Source organism: Bradyrhizobium sp. CCGUVB1N3 (genome assembly GCF_024199925.1).
In the GTDB taxonomy this organism is placed as follows: domain Bacteria; phylum Pseudomonadota; class Alphaproteobacteria; order Rhizobiales; family Xanthobacteraceae; genus Bradyrhizobium.
This window is the reverse complement of sequence record NZ_JANADR010000001.1, coordinates 1,647,549-1,662,889: the sequence shown is the minus strand read 5'-3', so window position 1 is coordinate 1,662,889 and position 15,341 is coordinate 1,647,549. Positions and strand designations below refer to the sequence as shown.

The 15,341-nt window shown below is 64.6% G+C and carries 12 protein-coding genes; 8 read left to right on the top strand and 4 right to left on the bottom strand.

The features are described 5' to 3' along the window. Positions 1-6 precede the first annotated feature (6 nt). The 4 genes from NLM33_RS07855 to fabZ all read left to right on the top strand — a co-directional run bounded on the left by NLM33_RS07855 (position 7) and on the right by fabZ (position 5,431). The gene (locus NLM33_RS07855) at positions 7-1,158 is read left to right on the top strand and encodes an RIP metalloprotease (RefSeq protein WP_254095524.1); all 1,152 of its coding nucleotides are present in this window, start codon (positions 7-9) and stop codon (positions 1,156-1,158) included. Positions 1,159-1,338: 180 nt separating this feature from the next. Then, the gene (bamA, locus tag NLM33_RS07850; protein WP_254095523.1) at positions 1,339-3,873 is read left to right on the top strand and encodes an outer membrane protein assembly factor BamA; all 2,535 of its coding nucleotides are present in this window, start codon (positions 1,339-1,341) and stop codon (positions 3,871-3,873) included. Positions 3,874-3,905: 32 nt separating this feature from the next. Next, on the top strand, positions 3,906-4,973 hold the full coding sequence (lpxD, locus tag NLM33_RS07845) for a UDP-3-O-(3-hydroxymyristoyl)glucosamine N-acyltransferase (RefSeq protein WP_254095522.1): 1,068 nt from the start codon (positions 3,906-3,908) through the stop codon (positions 4,971-4,973). Next, positions 4,973-5,431 carry a 3-hydroxyacyl-ACP dehydratase FabZ gene (gene fabZ / locus NLM33_RS07840; RefSeq protein WP_254095521.1) on the top strand — a complete coding sequence of 153 codons (459 nt, stop codon included), beginning with the start codon at positions 4,973-4,975 and terminating at the stop codon, positions 5,429-5,431. The genes lpxD and fabZ overlap by 1 nt, the downstream gene beginning before the upstream one ends. Positions 5,432-5,450: 19 nt before the next feature. Here the strand turns inward: fabZ and NLM33_RS49575 are convergent, their stop codons facing one another. Then, positions 5,451-5,615, bottom strand: a complete 165-nt coding sequence (locus NLM33_RS49575; RefSeq protein ID WP_371930107.1) for a KTSC domain-containing protein — start codon at positions 5,613-5,615, stop codon at positions 5,451-5,453. A 323-nt stretch (positions 5,616-5,938) separates the two neighbouring features. On the opposite strand from NLM33_RS49575, the gene lpxA reads away from it, so the two are divergent. Genes lpxA through lpxB form a run of 3 tightly spaced genes read left to right on the top strand, consistent with a single transcriptional unit; the run spans position 5,939 to position 8,785 of the window. After that, positions 5,939-6,733 (top strand): acyl-ACP--UDP-N-acetylglucosamine O-acyltransferase, encoded by a 795-nt coding sequence (gene lpxA, locus NLM33_RS07830; RefSeq protein WP_254095520.1) that lies wholly within the window; start codon positions 5,939-5,941, stop codon positions 6,731-6,733. Positions 6,734-6,752: 19 nt separating this feature from the next. Then, positions 6,753-7,610 carry an LpxI family protein gene (locus tag NLM33_RS07825; protein ID WP_254095519.1) on the top strand — a complete coding sequence of 286 codons (858 nt, stop codon included), beginning with the start codon at positions 6,753-6,755 and terminating at the stop codon, positions 7,608-7,610. Next, positions 7,607-8,785 carry a lipid-A-disaccharide synthase gene (gene lpxB / locus NLM33_RS07820; RefSeq protein WP_254095518.1) on the top strand — a complete coding sequence of 393 codons (1,179 nt, stop codon included), beginning with the start codon at positions 7,607-7,609 and terminating at the stop codon, positions 8,783-8,785. Before NLM33_RS07825 ends, lpxB begins: the two co-directional genes overlap by 4 nt. 167 nt (positions 8,786-8,952) lie before the next feature. Here the strand turns inward: lpxB and gltA are convergent, their stop codons facing one another. After that, a complete protein-coding gene (gene gltA / locus NLM33_RS07815; protein WP_254095517.1) occupies positions 8,953-10,254 on the bottom strand; it encodes a citrate synthase in 1,302 nt (433 codons plus the stop codon). A gap of 142 nt (positions 10,255-10,396) precedes the next feature. Further along, on the bottom strand, positions 10,397-11,821 hold the full coding sequence (gene gltX, locus NLM33_RS07810; RefSeq protein WP_254095516.1) for a glutamate--tRNA ligase: 1,425 nt from the start codon (positions 11,819-11,821) through the stop codon (positions 10,397-10,399). Positions 11,822-11,976: 155 nt separating this feature from the next. On the opposite strand from gltX, the gene NLM33_RS07805 reads away from it, so the two are divergent. Continuing rightward, complete coding sequence (locus NLM33_RS07805) at positions 11,977-13,656, top strand: glutamine--tRNA ligase/YqeY domain fusion protein (RefSeq protein ID WP_254095515.1); 1,680 nt, start codon at positions 11,977-11,979, stop codon at positions 13,654-13,656. A 33-nt stretch (positions 13,657-13,689) separates the two neighbouring features. Here NLM33_RS07805 and NLM33_RS07800 read toward each other — a convergent pair whose 3' ends face one another. Beyond that, positions 13,690-15,198, bottom strand: a complete 1,509-nt coding sequence (locus NLM33_RS07800) for a hypothetical protein (protein ID WP_254095514.1) — start codon at positions 15,196-15,198, stop codon at positions 13,690-13,692. Positions 15,199-15,341 lie beyond the last annotated feature (143 nt).

Genomic DNA, 15,341 nt, shown 5'->3' with positions numbered 1-15,341 from the left:
AAATCGATGACTGAGTTTTTTGTCCATAGTTTCAGCACGTTGAGCCATGGGCTCATCGGCTACGCGATCCCCTTTTTGTTCGTCCTGACCATCGTTGTGTTCTTCCATGAGCTCGGCCATTTCCTGGTCGCGCGCTGGGCCGGCGTGAGGGTGTTGACCTTTTCGCTCGGCTTCGGCCCCGAGCTCGTCGGCTTCAACGACCGTCATGGCACGCGCTGGAAGATCTCGGCGATCCCGCTCGGCGGCTATGTGAAATTCTTCGGCGATGACACCGAGGCCTCGACGCCGTCGGCCGAGACGCTGGCTGCGATGTCGGCGGAAGAACGCGCCGGCAGCTTCCACCATAAGAAGGTCGGCCCGAGGGCGGCGATCGTCGCGGCTGGACCGATCGCGAATTTCCTGCTCGCGATCGTGATCTTCACCTGTCTTTTCACCTTCTTCGGCAAGCCATCGACGACGGCGCGAGTCGACAAGATCGAGGCCGGCAGCGCCGCAGCGGCGGCCGGCTTCCAGGTCGGCGACGTCGTGACCGCCATCGACGGAACCAAGATCGGAAGCTTCTCCGACATGCAGCGAATCGTCGGCACGCATGCCGGCGACAAGCTGACCTTCACCGTGAAGCGGGGCGATTCCCTGGTCGATCTGGCCGGGACCCCGGAGCTGCGCGAGGTGAAGGATCCGTTCGGCAACGTGCACCGGCTCGGCGTGCTCGGAATCACCCGGCAGACGGCGGCCGGTGATACCGTCACCGAGCGGGTCGATCCGGCCACCGCGCTGTGGCTGGGCGTGAAGGAAACCTGGTTCGTGATCGACCGGACGCTGGCCTATATCGGCGGGGTGTTTGCGGGCCGCGAGGCGGCTGATCAGGTCGGCGGACCCTTACGAATCGCCCAGATCTCCGGGCAGGTCGCGACCATCGGGCTTGCGGCGCTGGTGCATCTGGCCGCGGTGCTGTCGATCTCGATCGGGCTGTTGAACCTGTTTCCGGTTCCGCTGCTCGATGGCGGGCACCTTTTGTTCTATGCGGTGGAAGCGGTGCGGGGCCGGCCTTTGTCGGAGCGCGCGCAGGAGATGGGGTTCCGAATCGGGCTCGGGCTTGTACTGATGTTGATGGTGTTCGCGACCTACAACGACATCCTCCATCTGGCGGCATCGTGAAGCGGGCTTTTTTGTGACGTTGCTCTTAGGCAACGTCTTGGACTGAAATTGAAATCACGACGCGCTCGGCCGTTTGCGGCGTCGGTGAAATTGGCTACAAGCGGCATGAAACTTGGGGAATCTCCCAGACCGGGCCTTGGGGTTGGGTCTGGCACTGGAATGATAAGGGCGTCGTTGCGCATGATGTTTGGTATGAAGGTCCGGGGGGGCCTGCTCGCTGCCCTGATCATGTTCGGCGTGCCGGCGCTCGCCCCGGTCGGGGCCGCTTTGGTGTCCTCGCCTGCTGCGGCCCAGACCGTGGATTCGATCTCGGTGGAGGGGAACCGCCGTGTCGAGGTTGAGACCATCCGTTCTTATTTCAAGCCGGGCCCCGGCGGGCGCCTTGACCAGGCGGCCATCGACGACGGCCTCAAGGCGCTGATCGAGACCGGTCTGTTCCAGGACGTGAAGATCAACCGCGTCGGCGGCCGGATCGTGGTTTCGGTGGTCGAAAACGCCGTGATCGGCCGCGTCGCCTTCGAGGGCAACAAGAAGATCAAGGACGAGCAGCTCACCGCCGAAGTCCAATCCAAGCCGCGCGGCACCTTCTCTCGCGCCGTGGTGCAGTCGGACACGCTGCGCATCGCCGAAATCTATCGCCGCTCCGGCCGCTACGACGTGCACGTCACGCCCGAGATCATCGAGCAGCCGAACAACCGCGTCGATCTGGTCTTCACGGTCGAGGAGGGCGCCAAGACCGGCGTCAAGTCGATCGACTTCGTCGGCAACGTTGCCTACTCGAGCTATCGCCTGAGGGACGTCATCAAGACTCGCGAGACGAATCTCCTGAGCTTCCTCGGCAGTGCCGACGTCTATGATCCGGACCGGGTCGAGGCCGACCGCGACCTGATTCGCCGCTTCTACCTCAAGCACGGCTTCGCCGACGTGCAGGTGGTCGCCGCGATCACCGAATACGATCCGGAGAGGAAGGGATTCCTCGTCACCTTCAAGATTGACGAAGGCCAGCAGTACCGCGTCGGCTCGGTCGACTTCCGCACGAGCATTCCGAACTTCGATGCCAACGTGCTGCGCACCTATTCGCGCGTCAGCGTCGGTTCGCTCTACAACGTCGAAGCAGTCGAGAAGTCGGTCGAGGAAATGCAGATCGAGGCCTCGCGCCGCGGCTTTGCCTTCGCCGTGGTTCGGCCCGGTGGCGACCGCAATTTCGATGCGCACACCGTGTCGGTCGTGTTCAACGTCGACGAAGGTCCGCGCACCTATATCGAGCGCATCAACATTCGCGGCAACGTCCGCACGCGCGACTATGTGATCCGGCGCGAGTTCGACCTCTCCGAGGGCGACGCCTATAACCGTGCGCTGGTCGATCGCGCCGAGCGCCGCCTGAAGAACCTCGACTACTTCAAGAACGTCAAGATCACCACCGAGCCCGGCTCGTCCAGCGACCGCGTGGTCCTGATCGTCGACCTCGAGGAAAAGTCCACCGGCGACTTCTCGGTGTCGGGCGGCTACTCCACGACCGACGGTGCGCTGGCCGAAGTCTCGATCTCCGAGCGCAACCTGCTCGGCCGAGGCCTATTCGCCAAGGCGTCCGTCACCTACGGGCAGTATGCGCGCGGCTATTCGCTGTCCTTCGTCGAGCCGTACCTGCTCGACTACCGCGTCGCGCTCGGCCTCGACCTCTATCAGCGCCAGCAGCTGTCCAACAGCTACATCTCCTACGGCACCAAGACGCTGGGCTTCAGCCCGCGCCTCGGCTTCAGCCTGCGCGAAGATCTGGCCTTGCAGCTGCGGTACTCGGTCTATCGTCAGGAAATCACGCTGCCGTCCTATCTGCAGGACTGTAACAACACGTTGGGCACCGCGGCGAATACGAGCCCGGCCTTCTCCGCCGCAAATGGCGGTGTCCCCGATCTCAGCTCCACCAACGGCCTCGGGTGCTACCAGAACGGCGAAGCTTCGCTGCCGGTGCGCAAGGAGCTGGCGAACGGTGCGACGCTGACCTCGGCGCTCGGCTACTCGCTGAACTACAACACGCTCGACAACAACAAGAACCCGAACGACGGCCTCCTGATCGACTTCAAGCAGGACTTCGCCGGCGTCGGCGGCGACGTCTCCTACCTGAAGACTGCGGTCGATGCGAAGTACTACCAGTCGCTGGTGTCCGATCTCGTCGGCCTCGTCCACGTGCAGGGCGGTATCCTCAACAAGTGGGGCAGCACCGAACTGCGCATGCTCGACCACTTCCAGATGGGTCCGAACCTCGTGCGCGGTTTTGCGCCGAACGGCATCGGTCCGCGCGACCTGAATCCGTTCGGCACGCAGGACGCGCTTGGCGGCACCAAGTACTGGGGCGCATCGCTCGAATTGCAGATGCCGTTCTGGTTCCTGCCCAAGGAAGTGGGTCTGAAGGGCGCGGTCTATGCCGACGCCGGCGGCCTTTACGATTACCAGGGCCCGACGACTTGGGCGCTTACCGGCGAAACGACGACGACGAAGAACTCGAACTGTACGCCGTCGACGGTCAACCCGGCCACGGCTGGAACGTGTACGGGATTGGTGTATGACAACGGTAATGTCGTCCGCTCGTCGGTGGGTGTCGGTCTGATCTGGCAGTCTCCGTTCGGACCGCTGCGCTTCGACTATGCGGTCCCGCTGACCAAGGGTGCGTATGACCGCGTGCAGCAGTTCCGGTTCGGCGGCGGTACGTCGTTCTAAGCGGATCTCCGGCCGGACCTCGACGGGGTGGAATGGCGCAGCCGTCCTTCTTCAAGAAGCCGCCTGCGTCGGCGCTGGCTGATATCGCCACGCTGACGAAGGCGCAGCTGGTCGACCCGGCCCGGGCCGGCCATATCATCACGGGCCTGGCTTCGCTTGACGAAGCCGGCCCGATGCATCTGACGTTCTTCGACAACCTCAAATATGTCGACCAGCTCAAGGCGACCAAGGCCGGCGCGTGCCTCGTCAGCCCGCGCTTCGAGGCGCAGGTGCCGGCCCACGTCGCCGCGCTACGCGTGGCGCAGCCGTTCCGCGCCTTCGTCAGGATCTCCCGGGAATGGCACGGCGATGCGCTCAGGCCGCAATCCTCGGTCGGCAATGACGGAATCGCGCCGTCAGCGATCATCGATCCGACGGCGCGTCTGGAGGACGGCGTCGTGGTCGATCCGCTGGCCGTGATCGGCCCCGAGGTCGAGATCGGCAGCGGCACCGTGATCGGCGCAGGCGCGGTGATCGGCCCCGGCGTCAAGATCGGCCGGGACTGCGACGTCGGCGCCCGCACGGCGATCCAGTGCGCCCTGATCGGCAACAACGTGCTGATCCACCCCGGCTGCTCGATCGGCCAGGACGGCTACGGCTTCGTTTTTTTCGGTCCCGAGGGCCATCTCAAGGTCCCGCAGACCGGACGAGTGCTGATCCAGAATGACGTCGAGGTCGGCGCCGGCACCACGATCGATCGCGGGTCCTTGCGTGACACCGTGATCGGCGAGGGGACCAAAATCGACAACCAGGTCCAGATCGGCCACAATGTGACCATCGGCCGGAACTGCCTGCTGGCAGCTCAGATCGGCCTCGCCGGTAGCCTGACGATCGGCGACAACGTGGCGCTGGGAGCGAAGGTTGGCATCAACAATCACCTCAAGATCGGCGATGGGGCTCAGGTCACCGCGATGAGCGGCGTCAAGGACGACATCCCGGCAGGCGGACGCTGGGGCGGCTTTTTTGCCAAGCCGACCAAGCAGTGGTTCAAGGAGATTATCGCGGTGGAGCGTCTGGTGCGCGACAGCAAGGCCGATCCGAAGGACGAGGGACAGGAGTGATGGAGGAAGCACCGGTCAGGTTCGAGCTCGTGGATATCAACGCGATTCTGCGTACGCTTCCGCACCGCTTTCCGATGCTGCTGATCGATCGGGTGATCAACATCCGCACCGACTATAGCGGCATCGGGGTCAAGAACGTCACCTTCAACGAGCCGGCCTTCCAGGGGCATTTCCCCGAGCGGCCGGTCTATCCAGGCGTGATGATGATCGAGGCGATGGCGCAGACCGCGGGCGTGATCGGCATCACCTCGGTCGATGGCACCGAGAAGCCACGGGCGGTGTATTTCCTCACCATCGACAAGTGCAAATTCCGTAAGCCCGTGCTGCCCGGCGACACCATCGAATATCACATGCGCTCGATCGGCCGTCGCAAGGCGATGTGGTGGTTTCACGGCGACGCCAAGGTCAACGGCCAGGTCGTCGCCGAAGCCGACGTCGGCGCGATGCTGACGGACTGAGGCCAGCCGGCCAGCGGCGCTATTTCACCGGCTTTTGCGTCGGACAGTCATAGCGTTCGCCGGAGGCCGGTCGCCGGATCGTCCGGTTGAAGAACTGGCCCATCGACGGCGCGCCCATCAGTGCCGCAACGGTGTGGGGCGGTACGCCGCAATAGCGATCATAGGTACCGTTGACGGCGACGATCAGATTATTTTGCGCGACGTCGTAGCAGACGCGCTACTGCGGTTGATATCGCGGCACGCGAACGCCGCGAGATCGACGGGGCCGCGTCCTCGTATCTCGACCATTTCAGATACGATCGGCGCAGCCATCAACTGCGAAAGCAGGATTGCTATGGTCCTGACCACGGTCTCTTCAAGCTCCGTGTGAAGTCGTTAACGAGCCGAGGAGGCTCGCTCCTTTGGGACTTGAAACAAGCCGAGATGATACGTCACTGGACAGATCACGCAAAGTCGCGCTAACCACCGGAAAACCGAGCGACTTCAACGGATAGCCAGACCTTCTTAATGAGCAAGATTGATCCCACCGCGCGCGTGGAAGACGGCGCCGTGATCGGCGAGGGCACAGAGATCGGGCCCTACTGCATCATCGGCCCGAACGTCGTGATCGGCAAAAATTGCAAGTTGATCGGGCATGTGCACATCACGGCACAGACGACGATCGGCGACGATTGCACCATCTATCCGTTCGCCTCGCTCGGCACGCCGCCACAGTCGCTCAGCTATCGCGGCGAGCTGACGAAGCTACGGATTGGCTCAGGCTGCACCATCCGCGAATCCGTGACCATGAATGCCGGCACCGTCGCTGGCGGCGGCCTCACAGAGGTCGGCGACCGCGGCTATTTCATGAACTGCAGCCATGTCGGGCATGACTGCCACGTCGGCAACGACGCAATCTTCGCGACCTCGGCGACGCTCGGAGGTCACTGTGAGATCGGCGACTTCGTCTTCATCGGCGGGTTGTCTGCGGTGCACCAGTTCACCCGCATCGGCCCGCAGGTCATGGTCGGTGGCGTTTGTGGCGTGCGCGACGACATCATCCCGTTCGGGCTCGTCAACGGCCAGTATGCGGTGCTCGAAGGTCTCAACATCATCGGCATGAAGCGGCGCAAGTTCACCAAGCAGCGGCTGGCGAGCGTGCGCGCGTTCTATCAAAAGCTGTTCCACGGCCCCGGCATTTTCGCCGAGCGGCTCGCCTCGGTGCAGCCGCTTGCGGCTGAGGATCCCGCGATCGCCGAAATCCTCGACTTCATCGGCAAGGCCAAGCATCGCCCGCTCTGTCTTCCCGCGATCGGCCAATAGTCACGGGATGGCCGCAGGCATGACATCGGCGGCTCCAGAGATTTCGTCACCGGTCGGCGTCATCGCCGGCGGTGGCGCCATGCCGTTTGCGGTTGCGGAGTCGCTCGCCGCGCGTGGCATCGCGCCGGTGCTGTTTCCGCTGCGCGGCGCCTGCGATCCGGTCCAGGTGGAAAAATTCCGACATCGCTGGATCTCGGTCGGGCAGCTCGGCCGTGCCATGCGGCTGTTTCGCGAAGAGGGCTGCCGCGACCTGATCTTCATCGGCACCTTGATGCGGCCGTCGCTGTCGGAAGTGCGCATCGATCTCAAGACGCTCCGGCTCCTCGGGCATGTCGTCCGCGCGTTTCGCGGCGGCGACGACCATCTTCTGTCCGGCGTCGGCCGCATGCTCGAGCAGGACGGCTTTCGCATGGTTGGGATCAAGGACGTCGCGCCCGATCTGCTGATGCCCGAGGGCTGCATCACCCGCGCCTGGCCGGCAGACAACGCCAGGAGTGACATCGAGCGCGGCCGCGCGGTGCTGGCTGCGCTGAGCCCGTTCGACATCGGCCAGGCCGTGGTCGTGATCGACGGCCATGTGGTCGCGGTCGAGGACATCGAGGGGACCGACGGGCTGCTCCAGCGCGTGACGCGGCTGCGCAGCGAGGGCCGCATCCGCGCGGCGCGCGGGCGCGGCGTGCTGGTCAAGGCGCCGAAGAGCGGACAGGATTTGCGCTTCGATCTGCCGACGATCGGCCCGCGCACCGTCGAAGGTGTCGCCAGCGCTGGTCTTTCGGGCGTCGCCGTGATCGCGGGCAACACCATCGCCGCCGAGCCGCAGGCGATGATCGAGCGCGCCGACGCCAACTATCTCTTCGTCATCGGCCTGCAAGCGTGATGCCGGTGCGAGATCCAAAGCGGAAGATCTTTCTGATCGCCACGGAGGAATCCGGCGACCGCTTGGGAAGCGCGCTCATGAAGGTACTGCGCCAGCGGCTCGGCGATGGTGTGCAGTTCGAAGGCGTCGGCGGCCGCACCATGGCGCGCGAGGGGCTGGTCTCCCTTTTCCCCATCGAGGAGCTGTCGATCGTCGGTTTTGCCGCCGTCGTGCAGCAACTGCCGAAAATCCTGCGGCTGATCCGCGAGACCGCGGATGCCGTGACGGAAGCTGCGCCCGACGCACTCGTCATCATCGACAGTCCCGACTTCACCCATCGCGTCGCGCGCCGCGTCCGCGCGAGCAATCCGGCGATCCCGATCGTCGACTACGTCTCGCCCTCGGTCTGGGCCTGGCGGCCGGGCAGGGCACGGGCCATGCTGTCCTATGTCGATCACGTGCTCGGCCTGCTGCCGTTCGAGCCCGAGGAATACCGCAAGCTCCGCGGCCCGCCGTGCAGCTATGTCGGTCATCCCCTGATCGAGCAATTGTCGTCGCTGCGGCCGAATGCGGAGGAGCAGAAGCGCCGCGATGGCGAGCCGCCGATCCTGCTGGTCTTGCCCGGCAGCCGCCGCAGCGAGATCAGGCATCATCTCGACGTGTTCGGCGCGGCGCTCGGCCGGTTGCAGGCCGGCGGCCAGCGTTTCGAATTGGTGCTGCCGACCATGTCGCATCTCGAACCGACGGTGCGCGAGGGCACCGCAAGCTGGCTGGTCAAGCCGCAGATCGTGGTCGGCGAAGCCGAGCGGCGTACCGCGTTCCGGACCGCGCGCGCGGCACTGGCGAAATCCGGCACGGTGACGCTGGAGCTGGCGCTGTCGGGCATTCCGATGGTGACGGCCTATCGCGTCGGCGCGATCGAGGCCTTCATCCTGCGCCGCGCCGTCCGCGTCTCCTCCGTGATCCTCGCCAATCTCGTGATCGGCAAAGAGGTGATCCCCGAGTTTTTGCAGGAGGATTGCACGCCGGAAAAGCTCTCCGAGGCGCTGACCGAGGTGCTGACGGATACGCCATCACGGAAGCAACAGGTCGAGGCCTTCGCTCGGCTCGACACGATCATGTCGACCGGCAACAAGTCGCCGAGCGTGCTCGCCGCCGACATCGTGCTTGCGACGATGCGGAAGGGGAGGCGTTAAGAGGCCGCTTCGTAAGGTGGGCAAAGCGTAGTGTGCCCACCGCTTCTGTCATTGTTGGGGAGAGATGGTGGGCACGGCACTTTGCGCCTTTGCCCACCCTACGATCTACCCAAACAAAAACGGCGCCATCCATGATGGCGCCGTTTCGTTTGGCCTTGGACCCGACCTTACTTGCGCTGGCCGATCGGCAGGTAGTCGCGCTTGGTGACGCCGGTGTAGAGCTGGCGCGGGCGGCCGATCTTCTGCTGCGGATCCTCGATCATCTCGCTCCACTGGCTGATCCAGCCGACGGTGCGCGCGACCGCGAACAGCACGGTGAACATCGAGACCGGGAAACCCATCGCCTTCAGCGTGATGCCCGAATAGAAGTCGACGTTCGGGTAGAGCTTGCGGTCGATGAAGTACTGGTCGCTGAGCGCGATCTTCTCGAGCTCCAGCGCGACCTTCAGCATCGGATCGTCGCCATGGCCCATCTCCTTGAGCACGGCGTGACACATCTTCTGCATGATCTTGGCACGCGGATCGTAGTTCTTGTAGACGCGATGGCCGAAGCCCATCAGGCGGACTTCGCTGTTCTTGTCCTTCACCTTGGCGATGAACTCGGGAATCTTGTCGACCGTGCCGATCTGATAGAGCATGTTCAGCGCGGCTTCGTTGGCGCCGCCATGCGCCGGGCCCCACAGGCAGGCGATGCCGGCCGCGATGCAGGCGAACGGATTGGCGCCGGAGGAGCCGGCGATGCGCACCGTGGAGGTCGAGGCGTTCTGCTCGTGGTCGGCGTGCAGGATGAAGATCTTCTCCAGCGCGTCAGCGAGCACTGGGCTGACCTTGTACTCCTCGCAGGGTACCGCGAAGCACATGTTGAGGAAGTTCTCGGCGAAGCCGAGCGAGTTCTTCGGATACACGAAAGGCTGGCCGACGGTGTACTTGTAGGCCATTGCCGCCAGCGTCGGGATCTTCGCGATCATGCGCATGGAGGCGATCATGCGCTGCTTCGGATCGTTGATGTCGGTGGAGTCGTGATAGAAGGCGGCGAGCGCGCCGACGGCCGCCACCATGATCGCCATCGGATGGGCGTCGCGGCGGAAGCCCTGGAAGAAGCGGGCCATCTGCTCGTGCACCATCGTGTGGTGCGTGACGCGGTAGTCGAAATCCTTCTTCTGGGCCGCGGTCGGCAGATCCCCGTAGAGCAGGAGGTAGCAGGTCTCCAGGAAGTCGCCGTGCTCGGCGAGCTGCTCGATCGGATAGCCGCGGTATTCCAAAACGCCGGCGTCGCCGTCGATATAGGTGATCTTGGACTGGCAGCTCGCGGTCGAGGTAAAGCCCGGATCGTAGGTGAAGAGGCCGGATTGGCCGTACAGCTTGCCGATGTCGACGACGTCAGGCCCGACGCTGCCGCTCAGGATCGGGAGATCGTAGTTCTTGTTTCCGACCGTCAGCGTTGCTGTTTTTGTGGATTTTGCGTCCATCGTAAGTCCCCGATGAATTGTGAAACGGGCCGGACCTGATCGTTCCCCACGAGATGGCGGGGCAAGCCGGATATTCCAGAAGGTACGGGTGAGATGGGTATATTATTGCTGTGTGCGCTGCAAGATGGGCACCGCACAGGACTTACGTCGTAGACTGATCCTTCAGCCGGCCCAGGCTTTCCTGGCGTCCCAGGACGTCCAAAACCTCGAAAATACCGGGCGAGGTGGACCGTCCCGTCAGCGCGGCCCGCAGTGGCTGGGCGACCGCACCGAGCTTGAGACTATTTTCCTCGGCGAAAGCGCGCAGCGCGGCTTCCGCGGTGGCCGCGCTCCAGCTCTCGACATTCTCCAGCGCGGAATGAAGCCGGCCGATCAGCGCCCGGTTCTCCGGCGTCAGCAGGGCTGCCGCCTTGGGATCGAGCTCCAGCGGGCGGTCGGCGAAGATGAAATAGGCGCCGTCGATCAGCTCGATCAGCGTCTTGGCGCGCTCCTTCAGGCTCGGCATGGCCTTCAGAATCTGAGCGCGCGTGGCATCGTTCAGCTTGGCCTTGAGCTCGGCCTTCCCTGGGACGTAGTCGAGCACGTCCTCGAACATCTTCACGAGCGATTGATCGTCCGCGCTACGGATGTAGTGGCCGTTGAGGTTCTCGAGCTTGGCAAAGTCAAAACGCGCGGCGGCGCGGCCGACGCTGGCGAGGTCGAACGCGGCAATCATCTCCTCGGTCGAGAAGATCTCCTGGTCGCCATGGCTCCAGCCGAGGCGGACGAGGTAGTTGCGTAGCGCGGCCGGCAGATAGCCCATGGCGCGGTAGGCGTCGACGCCGAGCGCGCCGTGCCGCTTGGAGAGTTTTGAGCCGTCCGGGCCGTGGATGAGCGGGATGTGCGACATGCTCGGCAGCGTCCAGCCCATCGCATCGTAGATCTGCTTCTGGCGGGCGGCGTTGATCAGATGGTCGTCGCCGCGGATCACATGGGTGACGCCCATGTCGTGGTCGTCGACCACCACCGCGAGCATGTAGGTCGGCGTGCCATCGCCGCGGAGCAGGACGAGGTCGTCGAGGTTCTCGTTCTGCCAGACCACGCGACCCTGCACCTGGTCCTCGATCGCGGTCTCGCCGGTCTGCGGCGCGCGCAGCCGGATCGTCGGCTTGACGTTGCCTGGCGCGGTTGCCGGATCGCGATCGCGCCACATCCCGTCATAGAGGCGGGTGCGGCCCTCGGCGCGCGCCTTCTCGCGCATCGCGGCGAGCTCCTCGGCGGTGGCGTAGCAGTGATAGGCCTTGCCGTCGGCGAGCAGCTGCTCGGCCACCTCGCGGTGACGGGCGGCGCGGCTGAACTGGTAGATGACGTCGCCATCCCAGCCGAGCTCCAGCCATTTCAGCCCGTCGAGGATGGCGCCGATCGCCGCCTCGGTGGAGCGTTCGCGGTCGGTGTCCTCGATCCGCAGCAGCATCTTGCCGCCGTGCTTCTTCGCATAGAGCCAGTTGAACAGCGCCGTGCGGGCGCCCCCGATATGCAGGAAGCCGGTCGGCGAGGGGGCGAAGCGTGTGACGACGGAATCGGTCATGAGTGGAACGGCCTATGCATTGGAGGCGGTGGTGTATAGCAGGAACGGTGCATAACTAAAGCCTGCCGGCGGACCGCTTCGGACCGGGCTGAGGGCTTGGCTCAGCCTCCCGAAACTGGCAGAAGGACCGCTGATTTCCCTACAGGATTTTCGGAATGACGACAGAACCGGTGGCGACTGAGGCGGGGCGCGATTTCATTCGTGACATCGTCCAGGCCGATCTCGATGCGGCCAGGTACAAGGAGATCGTGACCCGGTTCCCGCCGGAGCCGAACGGGTACCTGCATATCGGCCATGCCAAGTCGATCGCGCTCAATTTCGGCATCGCCGAGGAATTTCGCGGCCGCTGCCACCTGCGCTTCGACGACACCAATCCGGTCAAGGAGGAGCAGGAGTATATCGACTCCATCCAGGCCGACGTGCATTGGCTCGGCTTCGACTGGGGCAAGAACCTGTTCTTCGCCTCGGACTATTTCGACCGCCTCTACGAATGGGCGGAGAAGCTGATCCGGGATGGCCTTGCCTATGTCGACGACCAGACCCAGGACGAGATCAGGCTCACACGGGGCACGCTGACCGAGCCCGGCAAGAATTCGCCGTTCCGCGACCGCACGGTGGAGGAGAACCTCGACCTGTTCCGCCGCATGAAGGCGGGCGAATTCCCGAACGGCGCGCGCGTGCTGCGGGCCAGGATCGACATGACCTCGCCGAACATCAATCTGCGCGATCCCGTGATGTACCGCATCCTGCATGCGCATCATCCGCGCACCGGCGACAAATGGTGCATCTATCCGAGCTATGACTACGCGCATGGCCAGTCGGATGCGATCGAGAGCATCACCCATTCGATCTGCACGCTGGAATTCGAGGATCACCGCCCGCTCTACGACTGGTTCATCGAGAAGCTGCCGGTGCCCTCGGAGCCGCATCAGTACGAATTCGCGCGGCTGAACCTGACCTACACGGTCCTGTCGAAGCGCGTGCTGACCCAGCTCGTGCGCGACGGCCACGTCGCAGGCTGGGACGATCCGCGCATGCCGACCATGGCGGGCCTGCGCCGTCGCGGCGTGCCGCCGGCGGCCCTTCGCGAGTTCGTCAAGCGTATCGGCGTGGCGAAAGCCAACAGCGTGGTCGACGTCGGCATGCTCGAATTCTGCATCCGCGAGGAGTTGAACCGCACGTCGCAGCGGCGCATGGCGGTGCTGCGACCGCTGAAGGTCGTGATCGAGAACTATCCGGAAGGGCAGGTCGAGGAGCTCGAGGCGATCAACCATCCCGACGATGCGTCCGCCGGCACGCGCAAGATCGCGTTCTCCCGCGAGATCTATATCGAGCGCGACGACTTCATGGAGAACCCGCCGAAAAAGTTCTTCCGCCTGTCGCCGGGCAACGAGGTGCGGCTGCGCTACGCCTATTTCATCAAGTGCACCGGCGTGATCAAGAACGACGCCGGCGAGGTCATCGAGCTCCGCTGCACCTATGATCCCCTGACCAAGGGCGGCAACGCGCCCGATGGCCGCAAGGTCAAGGCGACGATGCACTGGCTGCCTGCGGCGCAGTCGGTGCCGGCGGAGATCCGCGTCTACAACCAGCTGTTCTCGAACCCGAGCCCGAACGCTGCCAATTTTGCCGCCGACCTCAACCCGCAGTCGCTGGAGATCCTTCCCGACGCGCGGATCGAGGTGTCCGTGGCAGAGAGCAACGCGACCGAGCCGATGCAGTTCGAGCGGCAGGGCTATTTCGTGCGCGACAAGGATTCGACGCCGGGCAAGCCGGTGTTTTCGCGCACGATCGGCCTGCGCGACACGTTTGCGAAGGAAGTCGCCAAGGGCTGAGGCAGAACAAGAGTTGCGGGTGGTGCGATTAGTTTAGCCCCTCCGTCGGGATGCGATCGCCTCAGTCAGTTCGACGGCAAAGAGGGACAACATGAGGCCCACCATCGGCACTGCGGGGACCAAATATCGCCAGATGTCGAGGGTATGGGCGCCTGCGGCGGTCGCAACCGAAGCCGCCCACATTGCGATCACGATGCCTGCGCGCGTCAAGAACCGGAGGCGCCGGCGCCGCGCTGCGGTTACTGCCCAAAATATGAGGGCGATGACGAAGGCGGTGGACAACGCCATGTACAGATAGGCGGAGAAACCTGGGAGATCGGCCAGAAGGTTGATCCGAACTGGTCCGCCTTGCAGTTCGATCGGCTGAGCCGCCGGGGCGTGCCGCGTCATGATGTCGGACACGTGCGGCACGTCGTCGGTCGACACCGGCACGGCAGGGTCAAGTCCGTAGGGCGGCCACGCGACCGAGGCGCCATAGGCCATCTGACGGACGAACTTGCCCGCCCAGGCCAGCGGCCGGTCGCGCACGGCGGTCAGGAAGATGCGCCGATAGGCCGCGGCCGCGCGGACGGCATTCCCGGCATCGCCGGCGACGTCTCGATCCAATGCGGTGTCGAAGAGGCACGCGTCACCGAAGAACCCGAGCACGGGCCAGCGACCCGGCTCGGCGGCGAAGTCGGCAGCAAGCCGCGCCATCGCAGCCTCAACGCGGACGCCGGCCGCCGACACGATCTCCCGTCGCGCTGAATCGCTTCCGAGCACGATGTTCAGGTGGTTGCAGAACAGTGTCTTGGAGACGAACACGACCGAGGCTTCGTCGGAGTTCGAAGCCCCGAACCGGGAACCCGCGGCGAGGAGCCCCAGCGCTGCCGCCACGGACACGGCAATCACGGCGAGGCGCGCGGACGTGTCGGGCCGGGCGAGGCTGACGCCCACCAGGATGGCGACGATTGGGATCAGGACTCCCTGCGATCTGAAGCACGCCGCGAGCGCAGCGCACAGGATGGAGGCCGCGACCGCGCAGCAACGCATTGCTCCTTTGCCGATGCAGGTTGCAACGAGCAGTCCGGCCATTGCAAGATTGACGAAGACCGCAAAGAAAAGCTCTGCGGTGATGACGTTCCTGAATAACAGAAGGCCCGGATACGTCGCCACGAGGATGATCGGCACGAGCCCAACGACGCTGCGCGTCGTTGCCTGGGCGGTTGCTGCAAGCGTCAGCACCAGGACGGCCCACGCCGCCTGCTGCACGCGCACCACCGTCCCAAGGCCGCCTCCCAACGCGAATATCACGGCCAGGAACGCCGGATAGCCCGGGTCGCGTCCCCCCGCCACGGTCGGCCTTCCGGCCTCAAGCGTGAGAAATGCAGATTCCACGAAGGAAGGCGTGTCACCCCAGATGACCGAGACCGCGGGCCCGAACGACGCAACGATCACCACCAGCAGTGCGGCCCACGCGAGCACAGCCCACGGGGACGCGACGCCGCCCAGGCTGGCGGCTCCGCCCGTTGCACGTGCTGGAGGTTCGCGGTCAGGCCGCATGATCGCCGTCTAACAGTACGTCTCGTCGTTCCGGGGCGCGCGCGGCGCGAACCCGGAATGACGAAGTTGTCGAGACTCCGAGCACATAGCCTCTGGATTCCGGGGGTCGCGGGCTTTGCCCGCGCCCCCGGAATGACGGGAGG